This window comes from Pedobacter sp. UYEF25, from assembly GCF_054061655.1.
The window spans coordinates 30,156-47,209 of the sequence record NZ_JBSSEL010000013.1; the positions used below are offsets into that span (position 1 = coordinate 30,156).

Here is a 17,054-nt window from a genome sequence, read left to right on the forward strand (position 1 = left end):
ACATAAATTTTAATACCCCATGAGTGCAGAACTCATGGGTTTTTTTTGTTTCTTAATTATCGGTAGCTTTGTAAATAATTTTAGAAATAATGAAACGACTAATTTTAATTCTTTTTGCAGTTATTCTTTTAGGTTTAACGACACAAGCTCAACAAAAGATGCCAACTCCTGCAGAGACAGCAAAAAAGAATGTTGATGATTTGACTACGAGATTAAAATTAAACGACACCCAAAAAAGTGTAATCTATCGGTTTACCTATGCTCAGGCTAAAGAGCAATCGGAAATGATAAAGCGACAGCAGGCTGGAACTCCTAAAGATGATGATGCGGATAAGTATTATAAAATTCAAAATGAAACCAATGCCAACATTAGGGATGTTTTAAAAGGCGATCAAAAAACTGAATTTGATAAAGTAATTGAAGAGCGCCTGCGTGGCATTACCCCAGACTCCAAAAAGCGCAAAAAAGGTAAAGAGCCAGAGGTTGAAGGCGATATAAGAGGTTTATTGATTAAACCAGACTCCGTTAAAAATAACCACCAATAAAATTTGAACTAAAAACGGTCTCCGTAAATTTTCTAACAACATCACATCCCCGTGCTGCCATTTGTTAAATTATTAGCGTTCTTGAATCTCTATTTACTTTTTAGGTAAAGTCATCAACCAAAAACACAAAGAGCTCTTTTGGTCCGTGAGCACCTAAAACTAATGTTTTCTCTATATCGGCAGTCCTACTTGGCCCCGTAATTACACTTACCATAGATGGAATTTGGTTGTCGTACTTTTTCTTCAGATGCAGAAAAGCGTCTTTCAAATCTAAAACCAATTGACTTGTTCTGGCGACCACAATGTGATTGTGCGGATAAATACTAAGCCTTCTGCCAGCAGCGTTTCCGTTGCTAACCAAAATACTTCCATTTCTCGCAATCAGCGATTCGCAGAGGGTTATCCCAACCTCAGCATGTTCAAAATCTTTGTCGGTTTGATAAAACGGAAACTCATATTTTGATAAGAACGCCTGTAACTCTGGCTCCCAACAGTACATTTTTCTCCAGCTAAACTTGTCAGCCAATTGAAGCATGTTTTCTATAAATTCTATTCCATCCTCACAAAAAATAAATTTGCCAGCAACTTCGGTTAACTGTTCCGCAAATAGTACTTCCAAAGCTTCATCGGTAGCCTTATATAAATTGTTATCTTCTAAATTAGGATATGGATTTTCTCGTTTTTCCAACAAGGCCTTCCTAATTTTCTTAAGTATTTTTTCCTTAGAAGTGGTAATGTTGTTCATGATAAAAAAATAGAAACCCCAAGCCGAAAAGCTTAGGGTTAACACTTATATATTATTGCATCGACTTACGATTTTGCATCGAATAACTATTTAATTTCTGTTGCATTATTTATGTCAGCAACATCTTTATTAATGTCTGTATCACTTACACCGTCGTGGATCAATCCCTCTGCAGCAGGTGTTTGATCTCCAGTTCCATTAACAAACTCATCATAAGCTGTTCTATTATCGAAGGGGCGTTTGCCTAAAATCTCTTCTAAATCTGCCTGAAATAAAATTTCCTTTTCCAATAATTTTTGAGCCAATTTTTCTAAGCCTTCTTGCTTATCAAGAAGCAATTGTTTTGTTTTGATATACACATCTCCAATTAAACTTCTAACCTCCACATCAATCATTTCAGAGGTTTTTTCTGAATAAGGTTTATTGAAATTATATTCATTTTGAGGATCATGGAATGACACATTTCCAATTTTTTCATTCATACCATAAATGGTAACCATTGCATAAGCCAATTTGGTAATTCGTTCCAGATCATTTTGCGCACCGGTAGAAATTTTACCGAAAGTGATGTCTTCAGCAACTCGACCGCCCAATGTCATGCACATTCCATCAAGCAATTGCTCTGTGGTATATAGAAATTGCTCTTTCGGTAGGTATTGAGCATAACCCAAGGCTGCGATACCGCGTGGAACAATGGATACTTTTACCAGGGGATCTGCGTGTTCTAAAAACCAACCAGCAATTGCATGGCCAGCCTCATGATAGGCAACAATTCGTTTCTCCTCAGGCGAAATAATTTTATTCTTTTTCTCTAAACCACCAATAACTCTATCAATTGCATCTTGAAAATCTTGCATATCGACTGCCGTTTTGTTTCTCCGCGCGGCTATCAATGCTGCTTCGTTACACACATTGGCAATTTCTGCCCCGGCAAAACCTGGTGTTTGTGCAGAAAGTTTTTTTGCATCAACTTGCTCTCCGATTTTGATCGGTTTTAAATGCACTTTAAAAATATGCTCCCTACCGACCAAATCAGGCTTGTCTATAGAAATTTGTCTGTCGAATCTACCTGGTCTGAGCAAAGCCGAATCGAGTACATCTGGTCTGTTAGTTGCTGCTAAAATGATAATTCCAGAATCGGTTCCGAAACCATCCATCTCAACTAGGAGTTGATTTAGTGTATTTTCCCGTTCATCGTTTCCACCCATCATACCGTTTTTACCGCGAGCTCTGCCAATTGCATCAACCTCATCTATAAAAATGATACATGGCGCTTTATCTTTTGCTTGTTTAAACAAATCGCGCACACGCGATGCTCCAACACCAACAAACATTTCTACGAAATCAGATCCAGATAAAGAAAAGAAAGGCACTTGGGCTTCGCCGGCAACCGCTTTCGCCAAAAGTGTTTTTCCAGTTCCCGGAGCGCCAACCAATAAAGCGCCTTTTGGGATTTTCCCTCCTAAATTTGTATACTTTGATGGGTTTTTTAAGAAATCAACGATTTCCATCACTTCTTGTTTAGCTTCCTCCAGGCCAGCAACATCATTAAATGTGGTGTTCACCTGGCTTTCTTTATCGAAAAGGGTCGCTTTAGATTTTCCTATACTAAAAATCTGACCGCCACCGCCACCGCCACCGCCCATTTTGCGCATAATGAACACCCAGAAGGCTATCAACAGCAACACAGGGACAATAATGGTTAAAAACCAGCTTGCCAAAGGATTATTTTTAGTTGTTATCTCAGCAGAAACTCGAGGCTGATCTGCGGCAAGTTCTTTTTGCGAATCTGCCAATTGCTTTACCAGCAGATCCATGGAGCCAGCGTTAAAGTATACCGTTGGGCCAGCCGTAGCTCCGCCAAAACTGCTATTGTTTTGATATTGCTTATACTCTTCCTTACCTAATTTATCTTTTTTAATGTATACTTCCGCTTTTACCAAATCGTCTGCCTTGTAGGCGACAACTTTTTGAACATCGCCTTGAAGCAGCATTTTTTGTTCAAAAGTCTGATACGTTACTTCTTTACTGCTATCGCCCGATAGGAGAAACTGACCCCCAATGATAGCTATAATAATGGCCGCATAAACCCAAAAAATATTAAACTTTGGCCCTTTTTGAGGCTTCTTTGGAATATTTGGAATCCGACTTCCCGGTTTTCTCTTCTCTACTACTTTTTTATTATCGCTCATTTGAATATCAATGTTAAATTAAGGCTACGCACTTTTATAATTTGTGCTTTCTGCATCGCCCCAAAGCTCTTCTATGCCATAAAATTGGCGTTTCTCCGTTTTAAATATATGAATTACTACGTCAAAATAATCTAATATAATCCAATCTGCATTTTCAAAGCCTTCTTTATGTCTGGGATCTACTTGAATCTTTTTGTAAACTTGTTCTTCAACACTGTCGGCAATAGCCTTTACCTGAGTACCAGAATTGGCACTGCAAATAATAAAAAAATCTGCTACTGATGAATGAATATTTCTTAGATCTAAACGTACAATATCTTCGCCCTTCTTCTCTTGAATGCCTTCTATAGCCAATTCAGAAAGATATGTAGAAAGGGTTACAATTTTCTTTTTTACCATTAAAATGATTTAATTTTGGAATATTAATCCCGTTACTATAAACAGTTGCAAAATAACACTTTTTCTACCTTATTTATCGGTCAGAAACTTATCAAATTAATTGAGGTAGATTCTACCAATAGTTATTTGAGAGACTTACTGTCAAATTCCGAGCCATTGGCAGAGGGCACTGTAATAATGGCAGCACACCAAACTGCGGGTCGAGGCCAGCAGGGTGCAATTTGGGAAAGTGAGCGCGGCAAAAACATTATGCTTAGCATTTATTTGTCGCCGAAAGCCATTCCTTTACATAAGCAATTCTTTTTGAATATTGCCGTTTCATTGGCTGTAACACGTGCTTTAAACCGGTTTACCAAAGAACCCGTCAAAATTAAATGGCCTAACGATCTATACTTCCAAAACAAGAAATTAGGTGGAATACTGATAGAGAATACGTTGGCAGGAACAATCATCAAATCATCCATAATTGGCATTGGCATTAACGTCAATCAGCGTAGTTTTAGCAAATCTATTGCTTCGAGAACTATTTCCTTGGCGGCGATTTTAGGAGCGGATATAGATTTAGACGAAATAGTTGGAGAGATTTGCGTTTTTATGGAGAAATATTACCTCTTGCTATTGTCTAAAAAGTATGATATTTTACACAGAGATTACTCGGAAAGCCTGTATCTTAGAGGACAATCTTCCTTTTTTAGTGAAAACGGACAGGTTTTTGAAGGGACAATAACAGATGTTGATGACTCTGGGCTTCTACTTATCGATATTGAAAATCACCTTAAAAAATTTAATTTTAAGGAAGTACAATTTTTACACACACAAAAAACAAATTAAACATGAAAAAACTATCGCTAATGCTAGCAGTCGCACTGTTTACGGTGTCTGTTGCATTTTCACAAATTGTTAAGCCTGTTACATGGAGTTACGCAGCCAAGAAGACTGGGAAAAATGAGGTAATTTTGTATATAAAGGCTCGGATCGATAACTCTTGGCACATGTACAGCCAGAATGTTAAAGACGGTGGCCCAGTGAAGACATCCTTTTCCTTCAGTCCGTCTAAAGATTATAATTTATTAGGTAAAACCCTCGAACCAAAAGCAATTGTAAAATACGAACCAGCATTTAAAATGAATGTGAGTTACTTCGAAAATCAGGTGGTATTCCAACAGAAAGTCAAACTTAATAAGTCTACAACTAATATTAAAGGAAAGGTAGAGTTTATGGTCTGTAATGATAAGGAATGTTTGCCTCCCGAGGAGATTTCATTTTCTGTTCCCATAAAATAAAGTTGGTTTAGAGATTACTTTACAGAAACAGCTGCAGAAAACCTGTGGCTGTTTCTTTATTAAGTAAAATTAAAGCCGAAGAACCCCATCCGGCGGCTCTTTTATTAAAATATACGTATTTTCACCGCCTCAAAACTATTAAATGATGAAGAGATTTATTGTTGCGTTACTCATGTGCTTTTTGGCGATTACGGCCTTGCCAGGAAATAGCAATGCAGCAGGGCTGCAAGATACAGCAACAGTTAATAAGGTGCCAGACGACCTCGTGTTTACAGAAGTTGGTGCCGTAACAGATACAGTTAGCAACAAAGCTGAAAAAAATTCAGCAAAATTAACCTCACCCAAAACTTCTGAAGTGCAGACCGCACCAAAAGCTAAACAATCACTATGGATTACATTTGGATTGGGTCTGTTGGCTGGAATAGCAGCATTCTTTTTGCCTTGTATTTTCCCGATGGTTCCATTAACGGTTGGATTTTTTACTAAACGTGCTGAGAGTAGGGCGAAAGGAATAAAAAGTGCCGTGATATATGGTTTATCGATTATTGTAATTTACGTTGCTTTAGGAGTAATCATCACATTAATTTGGGGTGCAAGTGCTTTAAACGAACTTTCTACCGATGGATTTTTCAATATTTTTATATTTTTAATATTGGTTATTTTTGGCGTTTCATTTTTAGGAGCCTTCGAAATTACCCTGCCAAGTTCATTTGTAAACAAACTCGATTCGAAATCGGACGCAAAAGGCCTTAGCGGTATATTCTTTATGGCCGCTACGCTAGCAGTAGTGTCATTTTCTTGTACAGGGCCACTGATTGGGACTTCTTTAGTGGCCATAAATACTGATTTACTGACTCCAATTGTGGTAATGTTTGGCTTTTCATTTTCTCTAGCCTTCATCTTTACCATGTTTGCCATATTTCCAAGCTTAATGTCAGGCTTGCCAAAATCTGGTGGCTGGTTAAATTCCATCAAAGTGTTTTTAGGTTTTCTAGAGCTCGGTCTTTCATTAAAATTCTTATCAAGTGCGGATTTAGCTTATCATTGGGGGATTTTAGATAGAGAGATATTTTTAGCGATATGGATTGTTCTCGCCGTTCTATTGGGTATATACTTGCTCGGGAAAATCAAATTTTCTCATGACAGTGACCTGCCATATATTTCTATTCCAAGGCTCTTTACCGCAACGATGGCATTTGTTTTTGCAATCTATTTAATACCTGGTCTTTGGGGGGCTCCTTTGAAAGGTGTGAGTGGCTTGGTTCCGCCGCTCTCTACACAAGATTTTATCATTGGTCAAGCTGGAGATTTCGCCCAGGGGCCTACACCGACTCATGCCAAACGGAAATATTCCGATTTCCTTAAGATACCACATAATATAGATGGCTTTTTTGATTACAAAGAAGCTTTAGCTTATGCAAAAGAAGTTAAAAAACCTTTGTTTTTAGATTTCACTGGGCATGCGTGCGTAAACTGTAGAGAAATGGAAGCCAAAGTATGGTCTGACCCAAGAGTATTGCAAAAATTAAAAAATGATTATGTCGTTGTTTCGTTATATACTGACGATAAGACAGATTTGCCAGAACCAGAGCAATATGAGTCTTTAATTTTGAGTACTAGGATAAATACGGTGGGTAAAAAGTTTAAAGACTTACAGGCAACAAAATTTAATACTATTTCGCAACCATATTACGTACTTTTGGGCACCGACGAGCAGGAGTTGGTGTCGCCTCCTATAGGCGTTGAATTAAATATAGATAAATATTTACAATATCTAGACAAGGGTTTGTCTGAGTTTGCAAAGAAAAAAAATGATTAACATTAAAAAAATTGGGGTTTTGACCTCAGGCGGTGATTCGCCGGGAATGAATGCAGCGATTAGAGCTGTAGTGCGTGCGTCAATTTATTACAATATTGAAGTTACAGGATTTATCCGCGGATACGAAGGGCTCATAAATAACGAATTTATAGAGATGGATCGCAAATCCGTCGCGAACATTATTCAAAGGGGTGGAACTATCTTAAAGACTGGTCGGAGCGAAGAGTTTCAAACACCTGAAGGAAGGAAAAAAGCACTCGATAATTTAAAGTTGAACAATGTAGATGCGCTTATTGTGATTGGCGGTGATGGAACTTTCGTTGGCGCTGATCATTTTTCAAAAGAGAATGATTATCCTGTTCTTGGCCTTCCTGGAACGATAGACAATGATTTGGTGGGTACAGATTTTACGATCGGATACGATTCTGCCCTTAACACTGTGGTTGACGCGGTAGATAAAATTAGAGATACCGCAGAATCTCATGATAGGCTGTTTCTGGTAGAGGTAATGGGACGAGATTCTGGATTAATAGCGCTTCGAAGCGGGATTGGCGTTGGAGCCGAAGCAATTTTAATCCCAGAGGCGAAAATGGGTGTTGAAGAATTACTGCATAAATTAGACAATAGCAGAAAAGACAAAGCTTCGAAAATAATAGTGGTTGCCGAAGGAGATGAAAACGGCGGGGCTGTTGGAGTTGCAGAAATATTAAAATTAACCTACCCACATTATGATACAAAAGTTGCTGTTTTGGGCCACATTCAACGGGGAGGCAAGCCTTCCTGTATGGATCGAGTGTTGGCAAGCAGACTTGGTGTAGCCGCGGTTGAAGGGTTATTAAAGGGCGAAAAAAACAGCATGGTCGGTTTGGTGGATAAAGCAATCACTTTTACCCCGTTTGATCATGCAATTAAGCACATCGATGCAGAAGCTGTGATGCCAAAATGGATTAGATTGTTAGACATTCTTGCTTTTTAGTCGACCGTAACAATAGCAGAAGGCACTTTGCCTTCCGCTACTGTTATAAATCTTCTATTATAACTGCGGTACCACTTGCGGCTACCATCAGCATACTGCCTCCGTTTCCCACCGTTTCGTAATCTAAATCTACACCCACAATTGCATTTGCACCCATTGCGCTTGCATACTGTTGCATTTCGCTTATGGCTGTATCTTTACCTTCGCGCAACACACGTTCGTAAGAGCCCGATCTACCGCCGACTATATCCCTAATACCAGCGAATAAATCTTTAAAAATATTTGCCCCAATAATAGTTTCCCCGGTTACCAAACCTATATATTTTACTATTCTCTTTCCTTCAAGTTGTGGGGTTGTACTTACAATCATCTGTTTAATTCTTAGGTTTCTATTGGTTTAAATGTTAGCTAATCGATCTGTTTTTACTAGATATGTTACAGACAAAAAGCCGATGTATTAAATTTCGCATTCATTTTGAGCACAATTAATTCCATTTTCGGTACTAATCGATTTTAAGACCGAACGCTGATGGTTCACTTTCCACTCCTCAAAGCTCTGTTTTAGCGCGTCTATAAATGACTGGACAGGCTGAGCACCAGAAATGGCATACTTTCTATCCAACACAAAAAAAGGCACCCCGCTAATGCCCAAATCTCTACTTTCTGCTATGTCTGACTTTACATTATCTTTAAACATTTCGCCTCTAAGCATTTCTAAAACCTCGCTTTTCTCGAGTCCCAATTCTTCTCCAATCGTAACCAATACAACCTCATTGGCAATATTTTTTCCATCTATAAAATAAGCATTTAGCAAAGCCTCTTTGGCGGCACCTTGTCGCTTATGCTTTTCCGCGAAGTGAATGAGTCGGTGTGCATCGAAAGTATTTGCAGGAATAATTTCCTCGAAATTCATTACTAAATCCGTATCCTTTTCCATCGCAGCAACTTGTGCAGTCATTTGCTTTGCCTCGGCGATTGTCATTCCTTTGCTATCTGCTAAATGATCATAGATGGATTCGTTATTGGTATTTTGATAAGAAGGATCTAATTGGTAGCTTTTCCAAATAATCTCTAACTCATCTTTAAAAGGCAGTACTTCTAGGGCCTTTTCTAAATGTCTTTTACCAATGTAACAGAATGGGCATGCCACATCTGACCATATTTCTATCTTCATCTTCTAAAATACCTATTTAAGAGAAAACTTTAGTTTTTCTGGTGTAAAATAAATTTCATTTTGGGAAGATCGTTCGCCTATGTAAGAATAAAATATATGTAGATGTAAACCAACGGAGCGGAAATAAGCAGTCCATCAAATCGATCCAATAGACCGCCATGGCCCGGCAATAGACTTCCGCTGTCTTTGATGTTTAAGCTTCTTTTAAGCATAGATTCAACAAGATCGCCAGCTGTTCCAATGATAGAGATGAGAAGGGCCATCCCACAGAAAACTAAAAAAGAAAATTCTAGAAAGAATAGCGATGCCAAGTAAGCGACTAAAATGCTAGCGAAGATTCCACCCAAAAACCCTTCCCAACTTTTTTTCGGTGAATGTCTTTCGAACAGTTTGGTTTTCCCAAATTTTACTCCAAAGAGATAAGCGCCCGTATCATTTGCCCAAAGCATTAGCAAAAAAGTTAGCGGTAAGTGAAAGCTATAAGTATGCCAGTTTTCTATAAAACCAAGGGAGTGAAAAAAGCAAAAAGGGAAAACAACATAAACAAGCCCTAACATAGTAAATCCGATGTTGGCAAACGGCATTGTTTTTTTGCGATAAAGCTCTAGAATAAAAAATCCGCTGAATAACGGAACAGCAAGAAGCAAATATTTTAAGTCGAAAAGGATGTAGTGCCTGAGTATAAATGCAGAAGAAAGACAAAAAGCCACAAGAAGACCAAAAAAAACTTGTGGTTTTACACCAGCCTTTATCAGCACTTTATAAAATTCTAGCAAGGCAAAAACGCTCAGCACCAAATAAAAGCTAGAAAATATGTATCCGCCAAAGAAAACCGATGCCAGCATAACAAGGGTAAAAAATAAAGCTGTAATTGCCCGAGTTTTCATCGCTTAAGGATTACTCTATTTCATTTTTTACGAGATATTCAATGGCGCTATCAAAATTTTCTTTGCTCACAAACACCTCTATTTCGCCAAGGTTATAGGCTGAAAATTGCTTGTTAACTGTCACTGCAGGTATTCCGTCTTCATTTAAACCTTGTTTAATTACCTCTGCTGTAAACGTATCTCTTGTTGTGTAAATCTTAACCCAATTTTCTTCCACTTGATGTGTTTTTTTTAAAATATATAAACAAAGCTATGGTAAATATGGCACTTAAAAAGTAAAAGTACCATCCAAAACCAATAGGTTGATCTGCATTATCTATTGGCAACCCTTGATGCTGCATATAATATGCCACACAAACGGCAAACCCGTTGTTTAAAAAATGCCCGAAAATAGCATACCATAAATTACCACTGTAAAAATAGAGATATCCAAATCCAGCGCCCAATAGCAATCTTGGCACAAAGCCATAAAACTGCATATGTATTGCACTAAAAATTACAGCGGTTAGCCATATAGCTAGATGTGGGTTGCCAAACATTCGTTTTATAATGCGCTGTAAACCGCCTCTAAACATAAGCTCTTCGCCTATAGCAGGCAGGATTGCAATCATCAATAGGTTAACTCCAAAATCCCAGGGGTTTTTAACGGTTATAAGTTCTAAGGTCAATTTTGCTGCAGCATCTTCCTTTTCTTTCATCCATTGTTCTACACCTTTTAAAAATTCTGGCAACACCATTTTTTGATTCCATACGGCTCCCCATTCCATCAATGGCATGCTGATAAACATAATGGCAAGCACCAGCAATAACAACATCGCCTGTGGTTGATATAGGCCAAAAAAATGTTTTGGCTTTCTATGTTCAGTATAGGCCAATATGATCGGTGGGAGAAGAAACATGCCGATGGTAGAACCTATTTGTAAAATCTTTAAGCCGTTTAAATACCGAGGATCACCGGCTATTAAAGAGTTAAAGTCTTTAAATAATGGAAATCCGTAAATGATTACCAAAATAATTAAACATAAAACGGTGCATATAATTGCGCCCAAAATAGCGTATGCAACCAACAATACCAATTGAAGAAATGGACTAGACTCTTTTTTTTCTGGAATTTCGAAATCCATTTAATTTGTACCTTTGTGGTTTAATTTTTCGAAGATAAAGAATGTCTGTTAAGATAGGAAATATAGATTTAGGAGAATTTCCATTGCTTTTGGCTCCGATGGAAGATGTGAGTGATCCGCCTTTTCGTTTTGTTTGCAAACAAAATGGCGCGGATTTGATGTATACCGAATTTATTTCGTCCGAAGGTTTGATTCGAGATGCGGCCAAAAGCAGACAAAAACTAGATATTTTCGAATACGAGCGTCCAATAGGTATACAAATATTTGGCGGCGATATAGACCACATGAGAGAGGCGGCAGAGATTGCTTCGCAAGCGGGACCAGATTTAGTAGACATCAATTATGGCTGTCCTGTTAAAAATGTGGTTTGTAAAGGAGCGGGCTCTAGCTTGTTACAAGATTTGGATAAAATGGTTAAAATGACCACAGCTGTTGTCAGTGCGACACATTTGCCCGTAACCGTGAAAACCAGACTCGGATGGGACGACAACACAAAAAATATTTGCGAAGTTGCGGAGCGTTTACAAGATGTTGGTATCCAAGCCCTAACAATTCATGGACGTACTCGTGCCCAATTATACAAAGGTGAGGCGGATTGGACTCTGATTAAAGAAATTAAGAGAAATCCTAGAATTAAGATTCCCATTTTTGGAAATGGAGATATAGATAGTCCGGGAAAAGCTGCAAATTGGCGTGTAGAGTATGAAGTGGATGGCATTATGATTGGTAGGGCGGCCATTGGTTATCCCTGGATTTTTAGAGAAATAAAGCATTTTTTTAAAACAGGAGAAAAGCTAGAGGGGCCAACAGTAGAAGAGCGCATTTCTGTTTGCAGTACACATTTAAAAAAATCTATAGAATGGAAAGGACCGAAGATTGGAATTTTCGAAATGCGCCGTCATTACGCAAATTACTTTAAAGGAATGCAAGATTTTAAACCTTTTAGGATGAGGTTGGTACAGGAGGGTGAGATTAGCAATATTTATGCTATTTTGGAAGAGATTAGAGAAGTTTACGCTCACCAAAACCGGGTAGGGGAGTTGGCTTGATTTTTGCGATCATTGCATCAGCAAGCAATTTAAAATAGATGACAACAGCTATTACAGAAGGAGTTAAAGTCTCCGTAGAAACTATTTTTCAACCGGAATACTCTAATCCAGGTAGTGATCATTTTATGTTCGCTTATCGAGTAGAAATTTCTAATCTTACAGAAAATAGCGTTAAGTTGTTAAGTCGCCATTGGTACATTTTTGATTCTAATAGCACAAAGAAAGAGATAGAAGGTGAAGGTGTTGTAGGGATGCAACCAGTAATAGATCCAGGAGAAACCCATGTATACGTTTCTGGCTGTAATTTAAAAACCGATTTAGGTAGTATGAAAGGTTATTTCACTATGAAGCGTTTGGCAGATAATGTGTTAATTGATGTCGACATTCCAGAATTTCTTCTGATTGCTCCTTATAAACTTAATTAAAGTTTAAAAAAATAACTTTATTTCTAAACACTTTTTCTCTTGCCCAACAAAGCAAAAGCGGCTGAGAAAATCCCAAGCCGCTCGTTGCCTTTCATCGGTAGATAAAATTTCTTAGTCTCTGCCCCTTCCAAAAAGCATAGATACATAATACAATAGATTTGCAATTGCCCCAACTGCAGCTACCACATAAGTCATTGCTGCCCACCAAAGCGCATCCTTAGCTTGCAGACTTTCAATTGGTGTTTGCATCACACTATTGTTAGATTTTAACCAAGTAATTGCTCTGTTACTCGCATCAAACTCCACAGGTAATGTAATGATGCTAAACAGTGTGATTAAGGCCAAACCTATTACACCGACTGCCAACACAATTGGTGTAACAGAAAAGATTAAAAGCATAACGCCCAATAACAAAACCCACTGCAACAAGTTGGAAGAAATACTAACCAGCGGGACCATCGTGCTTCTAAAATTCAACCAAGCGTAAGACTTCGCATGCTGAACTGCGTGCCCACATTCATGAGCTGCTACCGCCGCTGCTGCAACACTTCTGCTGTAATAAACATCTGTACTTAAATTAACGGTTTTTTCTGATGGATTGTAATAATCGGTTAATTGACCTTCTGTACTCATTACACTTACATCATAAATGCCATTATCTCTTAACATCCTTTCTGCCACTTCTTTTCCCGACAAACCCGAGCTAAGCTGTATTTCGGCATACCTAGAAAACTTGTTCCTAAAACGCCATTGTACAAACATGCTCAACACTAATACCGGGATGATTAAAATTAAATAAACCCCCATTTTCTATTTTTATGTTTTTCAATCACTCACATATCAAAAAGCGTTCCTATAATGCCTGAAGATTAAAATACGAGTATTTTGCCCAATGATGACATTGCTAACTTATATTGAAGGCACTTTCTGAAAGATTTTTCATTCTCTAAACGATGTTAAACCTTACTAAAATGTTACAAACAGTAGAAAATGAAAGTTAACTCATCTTTATAATAGTACAAATTTTTAGAACTTAAATGGATGGCCTAAACCATAACCTGCCTTTGGCTGGAATTTTAGCTTAACTTGTAAATAAGTTGATTAAAAAGTCTAATAAAGCTATAAAAAATTTTATTTCTAAAATACTCTTTCACGGAGGTTAGTCTCTTGTATTGAAAATGGAACAAAACAAACATATGCGTCTTATTATCAGTCTTATTTAAATACAACTGTTTTATTGCCACTTATAAAAACACGATGTTCAAAAACTAAATCCAACGCTTCTAGCAGCACACGTTTCTCCACTTCTTTTCCTGCTTTTACCATTTCCTTTAACCCAAAATTATGATCTATATGTGTAATTTGCTGAGCGATAATTGGACCTTGGTCAAGCAAATCAGTAACAAAATGTGCGGTAGCGCCTATTATTTTTACTCCTCGTTCAAAAGCCTGTCTATACGGATTTGCACCTATAAAAGCTGGTAAAAAAGAATGATGAATATTTATAATTCTATCCGGATAGCTTTTTATAAAATCGTGTGAGAGGATTCTCATAAATTTTGCCAAAACAATATAGTCGACCTTAAACCTATTTATAATTTTTTTAACTTCTTGTTCAAAAACTTCTTTACTTTTTTCTTTATGATCTACAAAAAAATAGGGTATGCCGAACTGCGAGGTAACTTCTTCTAAATCTTGGTAATTTCCAATTACGCATTTAACCGATGCACCTAGATTTTTAAATTGGTTTTTGACTAAAATTTCGGCCAAACAGTGATATTCTTTAGTAACCAAAATTACAGCTGATGGCTGTTCTGCGCAAATAATATTAACACTAGCATTAATAGGCAACAGCTTGAGTAGATTTTCCTTTAAAATAAAGTTGTCGGTTGTTAAATTTCCACAAGCAATTCTAGCGAAAAAAGCATCACTTGCTTCATCAACGAATTCTCGCATGGCAATAATGTTTAGTTTCTCTGATGCTAGCGCATTGCTTATGCTAGAGACTAATCCCACTCTATCTGTGCAAGAAATTAAAATGGTTAAGGCTTCCAAAAAATTTTATTATTGACGAACATCCAATCTGCTATTTTTTATACCCGTTAACCTTTAAAAGCGTTCCATCCCTGTGCAGTTAGTTCATGAACTTGGTTTGATTTAGACACCATTTTGCATCCTGAATTTTTATCCGTCACATGTCCAATAACCGTTACATCTACATCATTTTTTAATTTATTATAGTCATTTTGGCTAATTGTAAACAACAATTCATAATCTTCTCCACCGCTTAAAGCACATACCGTTGGGTCTAATCCAAGTTCTCTTGCTGTCTCGTAGGTCATTGGATCTAAAGGAATTTTATCCTCATAAATTGTGAACCCTTTATCGCTCTGGGTAGCTAGGTGCAAAATTTCTGAAGCTAAACCATCAGAAACATCTATCATAGATGTGGGTTTGATGTTTAAATCTTCTAATAAAGCGATTACGTCTTTGCGCGCCTCGGGCTTTAATTGCCTTTCTATAATGTAATCTTTCCCCTCCAAATCTGGTTGTATTTGTGGGTTTTCCAGGTAAATTGATTTCTCTCTCTCTAAAATTTGCAAGCCTACGTAAGCGCCTCCTAAATCGCCCGAAACACATAACAAATCATTCTCATTTGCGCCACTTCTATACACCACCTTATCTACATCAACATAACCAATGCTTGTTACACTTATAATTAAGCCTTGTTTGCTAGAAGAAGTATCGCCACCAATTAGATCTATGTTAAATCTATTGCAAGCCAATTCTATCCCTTTATAAATCTCTTCCACAGCCTCTAAGGGAAATTTACTAGACAATCCAATCGATACAGTGATGCTACTCGCCATACCATTCATTGCATAAATATCACTTAGATTTACTTGTACTGCTTTATATCCTAAGTGAATGAGTGGAACGTAGGCCAGATCAAAATGAATGCCTTCTAAAAGTAGATCTGTTGATATTAGCACTTGCTTCCCTTTTGCGTCCAAAACCGCTGCATCATCACCAATTCCTTTTACAGATTCACTATTCTTTATTGTAAATCTAGAAGTAAGATGTTTTATCAACCCAAATTCACCTAACTGATTTATCTCCGTTTTTTCTTTATTTTCAAACATATTCACAACGTTTTATTAAAAGCAATGCTGCTTTTAATTAATAACTCTTTTTAATTCTATCTCGCTTTTGTAATTTCTAAGCCAGTCTTTACCTTCAGTAAATCGTGCAATTAACATGGCCGCTATATTGTCTCCGGTTGCGTTCAACAAAGTTGCCATTGGGTCTACCAAAGTGCCAATAATCATTGCTGGAGGCAATGCTTCGGGTGGAAGATGGTATGCTGAAATCATCAAAAGTTCTCCAATATAACCACCATTTGGTATCCCCCCTTCTACAATACTTACAAGAACCGTAATTACTAAGGCAAGCAAAATAGTATCTACGTGTGCTAAATCTTTCCCAAACATAGCAAAAACTACGGCAATCTTAACAATAGAACTTATGCTTGAACCGTCTTTGTGCAGCGTCGACCCGAGTGGAATGGTTACATTTGCGATATAATCTGGTACACCCATTTTAGCAGCTCCATCCAAATTAGCTGGTATTGTAGCAATGCTGCTGCAAGTACCTATTGACGTTAAGCTAGGCACGATGTTGTTTTTCCAAAATATTTTTATTGCTTTAAAACCGCCTGCAACAAAAGCATAAAAACTAAAAAATACCACAAAATAAAACGCCCCAATTCCATAGTATAGTCCTAGTGCCTTTGCATAAGTACCAAAAAGCTGAGGACCAAAAACGCCCACTTGATAGGCAAAATATGCCCCCAAACCAATTGGTCCCAATTTCATAATCAAGACTATTAACTGCTTCATCACTTCGTTTCCCGAAACTAAAAAGTTTTTAAACGCAGTTCCTTTTTCATCCGCGTAAAGCGTTGAGAAGCCGACAAAGACAGATAAAACAATTAGCGCTAGCATATTTTGTCTACTTCCTATTTGATAAAACTCATTAACTGTTACCAAATGTGTAATTTGTTCCCCGACACTTTGCGATTTTACCACATCTGGCAAAAACAAAGTTGTAGATGCTTGTTGCGTAATGGGAAAAAACCAAGTAGCCGATAAGGTCAGTAAAGCCGATATTAGTACAGTAGACAAGAACACCAATACCATAACTGTTAATAATTTACCTAATTTTTTATCCCTGTCTATGTTTGCAATGGCAGATGAAACAGCAAAAAATACTAAAGGAATTACCGCGGTAAATAAAAGATTAAGAAAAATGTCTCCTAAAGGCTTTATACTTTCTACATTTTTACCAAAAAAAAGTCCGTAAATGCTTCCCAAAATTATTCCTAATAATAACCATAATAGGCTTCCATAATTTTTTAGAATAACTTTAGCTTTCAT

At 37.4% G+C, this 17,054-nt stretch carries 19 protein-coding genes; 7 read left to right on the forward strand and 12 right to left on the reverse strand.

What is annotated here, in order from left to right; genetic code table 11:
* The first annotated feature begins 89 nt into the window (after positions 1 to 89).
* Positions 90 to 545 (forward strand): hypothetical protein, encoded by a 456-nt coding sequence (locus tag ACVWYG_RS12865; protein ID WP_457270635.1) that lies wholly within the window; start codon positions 90 to 92, stop codon positions 543 to 545.
* 100 nt (positions 546 to 645) lie between these two features.
* Here the strand turns inward: ACVWYG_RS12865 and ACVWYG_RS12870 are convergent, their stop codons facing one another.
* From ACVWYG_RS12870 to rsfS, 3 genes are all read right to left on the reverse strand, one after another.
* A complete protein-coding gene (locus tag ACVWYG_RS12870; protein WP_457270636.1) occupies positions 646 to 1,290 on the reverse strand; it encodes a LutC/YkgG family protein in 645 nt (214 codons plus the stop codon).
* Positions 1,291 to 1,376: 86 nt separating this feature from the next.
* A complete protein-coding gene (gene ftsH / locus ACVWYG_RS12875) occupies positions 1,377 to 3,482 on the reverse strand; it encodes an ATP-dependent zinc metalloprotease FtsH (RefSeq protein WP_457270637.1) in 2,106 nt (701 codons plus the stop codon).
* Positions 3,483 to 3,506: 24 nt separating this feature from the next.
* Positions 3,507 to 3,881: a ribosome silencing factor gene (gene rsfS, locus ACVWYG_RS12880; protein WP_457270638.1), complete on the reverse strand. Its 375-nt coding sequence runs from the start codon at positions 3,879 to 3,881 to the stop codon at positions 3,507 to 3,509.
* A 45-nt stretch (positions 3,882 to 3,926) separates the two neighbouring features.
* Between rsfS and ACVWYG_RS12885 the strand changes: the two genes are divergently transcribed.
* From ACVWYG_RS12885 to pfkA, 4 genes are all read left to right on the forward strand, one after another.
* Complete coding sequence (locus ACVWYG_RS12885; protein WP_457270639.1) at positions 3,927 to 4,712, forward strand: biotin--[acetyl-CoA-carboxylase] ligase; 786 nt, start codon at positions 3,927 to 3,929, stop codon at positions 4,710 to 4,712.
* Between the two features lie 2 nt (positions 4,713 to 4,714).
* Positions 4,715 to 5,164, forward strand: a complete 450-nt coding sequence (locus ACVWYG_RS12890) for a protein-disulfide reductase DsbD N-terminal domain-containing protein (protein ID WP_457270640.1) — start codon at positions 4,715 to 4,717, stop codon at positions 5,162 to 5,164.
* Between the two features lie 142 nt (positions 5,165 to 5,306).
* Positions 5,307 to 6,983 (forward strand): protein-disulfide reductase DsbD family protein, encoded by a 1,677-nt coding sequence (locus ACVWYG_RS12895; protein ID WP_457270641.1) that lies wholly within the window; start codon positions 5,307 to 5,309, stop codon positions 6,981 to 6,983.
* The gene (gene pfkA / locus ACVWYG_RS12900; RefSeq protein WP_457270642.1) at positions 6,976 to 7,959 is read left to right on the forward strand and encodes a 6-phosphofructokinase; all 984 of its coding nucleotides are present in this window, start codon (positions 6,976 to 6,978) and stop codon (positions 7,957 to 7,959) included. Before ACVWYG_RS12895 ends, pfkA begins: the two co-directional genes overlap by 8 nt.
* A 43-nt stretch (positions 7,960 to 8,002) precedes the next feature.
* On the opposite strand, the gene ACVWYG_RS12905 is transcribed toward pfkA, so the two are convergent.
* The 5 genes from ACVWYG_RS12905 to ACVWYG_RS12925 form a co-directional block, all read right to left on the reverse strand.
* Entirely contained in the window at positions 8,003 to 8,329 is a 327-nt protein-coding gene (locus ACVWYG_RS12905; protein ID WP_457270643.1) for a heavy metal-binding domain-containing protein, read from the reverse strand.
* An 87-nt stretch (positions 8,330 to 8,416) separates the two neighbouring features.
* Positions 8,417 to 9,133 carry a DsbA family oxidoreductase gene (locus tag ACVWYG_RS12910; RefSeq protein WP_457270644.1) on the reverse strand — a complete coding sequence of 239 codons (717 nt, stop codon included), beginning with the start codon at positions 9,131 to 9,133 and terminating at the stop codon, positions 8,417 to 8,419.
* A 77-nt stretch (positions 9,134 to 9,210) separates the two neighbouring features.
* Entirely contained in the window at positions 9,211 to 10,020 is an 810-nt protein-coding gene (locus ACVWYG_RS12915) for a phosphatidate cytidylyltransferase (RefSeq protein WP_457270645.1), read from the reverse strand.
* 10 nt (positions 10,021 to 10,030) lie between these two features.
* Positions 10,031 to 10,237 carry a putative signal transducing protein gene (locus tag ACVWYG_RS12920; protein WP_457270646.1) on the reverse strand — a complete coding sequence of 69 codons (207 nt, stop codon included), beginning with the start codon at positions 10,235 to 10,237 and terminating at the stop codon, positions 10,031 to 10,033.
* Positions 10,218 to 11,144 carry a CPBP family intramembrane glutamic endopeptidase gene (locus tag ACVWYG_RS12925; RefSeq protein ID WP_457270647.1) on the reverse strand — a complete coding sequence of 309 codons (927 nt, stop codon included), beginning with the start codon at positions 11,142 to 11,144 and terminating at the stop codon, positions 10,218 to 10,220. The genes ACVWYG_RS12920 and ACVWYG_RS12925 overlap by 20 nt, the downstream gene beginning before the upstream one ends.
* A 41-nt stretch (positions 11,145 to 11,185) precedes the next feature.
* On the opposite strand from ACVWYG_RS12925, the gene dusB reads away from it, so the two are divergent.
* Complete coding sequence (gene dusB / locus ACVWYG_RS12930; protein ID WP_457270648.1) at positions 11,186 to 12,193, forward strand: tRNA dihydrouridine synthase DusB; 1,008 nt, start codon at positions 11,186 to 11,188, stop codon at positions 12,191 to 12,193.
* A 38-nt stretch (positions 12,194 to 12,231) separates the two neighbouring features.
* The gene (gene apaG, locus ACVWYG_RS12935; RefSeq protein ID WP_457270649.1) at positions 12,232 to 12,618 is read left to right on the forward strand and encodes a Co2+/Mg2+ efflux protein ApaG; all 387 of its coding nucleotides are present in this window, start codon (positions 12,232 to 12,234) and stop codon (positions 12,616 to 12,618) included.
* Between the two features lie 111 nt (positions 12,619 to 12,729).
* Here the strand turns inward: apaG and ACVWYG_RS12940 are convergent, their stop codons facing one another.
* The 4 genes from ACVWYG_RS12940 to ACVWYG_RS12955 all read right to left on the reverse strand — a co-directional run bounded on the left by ACVWYG_RS12940 (position 12,730) and on the right by ACVWYG_RS12955 (position 17,054).
* The gene (locus ACVWYG_RS12940; RefSeq protein ID WP_457270650.1) at positions 12,730 to 13,425 is read right to left on the reverse strand and encodes a zinc metallopeptidase; all 696 of its coding nucleotides are present in this window, start codon (positions 13,423 to 13,425) and stop codon (positions 12,730 to 12,732) included.
* A gap of 408 nt (positions 13,426 to 13,833) precedes the next feature.
* Positions 13,834 to 14,673 carry a formyltetrahydrofolate deformylase gene (purU, locus tag ACVWYG_RS12945; protein ID WP_457270651.1) on the reverse strand — a complete coding sequence of 280 codons (840 nt, stop codon included), beginning with the start codon at positions 14,671 to 14,673 and terminating at the stop codon, positions 13,834 to 13,836.
* Positions 14,674 to 14,720: 47 nt separating this feature from the next.
* Positions 14,721 to 15,761, reverse strand: a complete 1,041-nt coding sequence (gene thiL / locus ACVWYG_RS12950; protein ID WP_457270652.1) for a thiamine-phosphate kinase — start codon at positions 15,759 to 15,761, stop codon at positions 14,721 to 14,723.
* 33 nt (positions 15,762 to 15,794) lie between these two features.
* Positions 15,795 to 17,054, reverse strand: coding sequence for a dicarboxylate/amino acid:cation symporter (locus ACVWYG_RS12955; protein ID WP_457270653.1), 1,260 nt, complete (start codon positions 17,052 to 17,054; stop codon positions 15,795 to 15,797).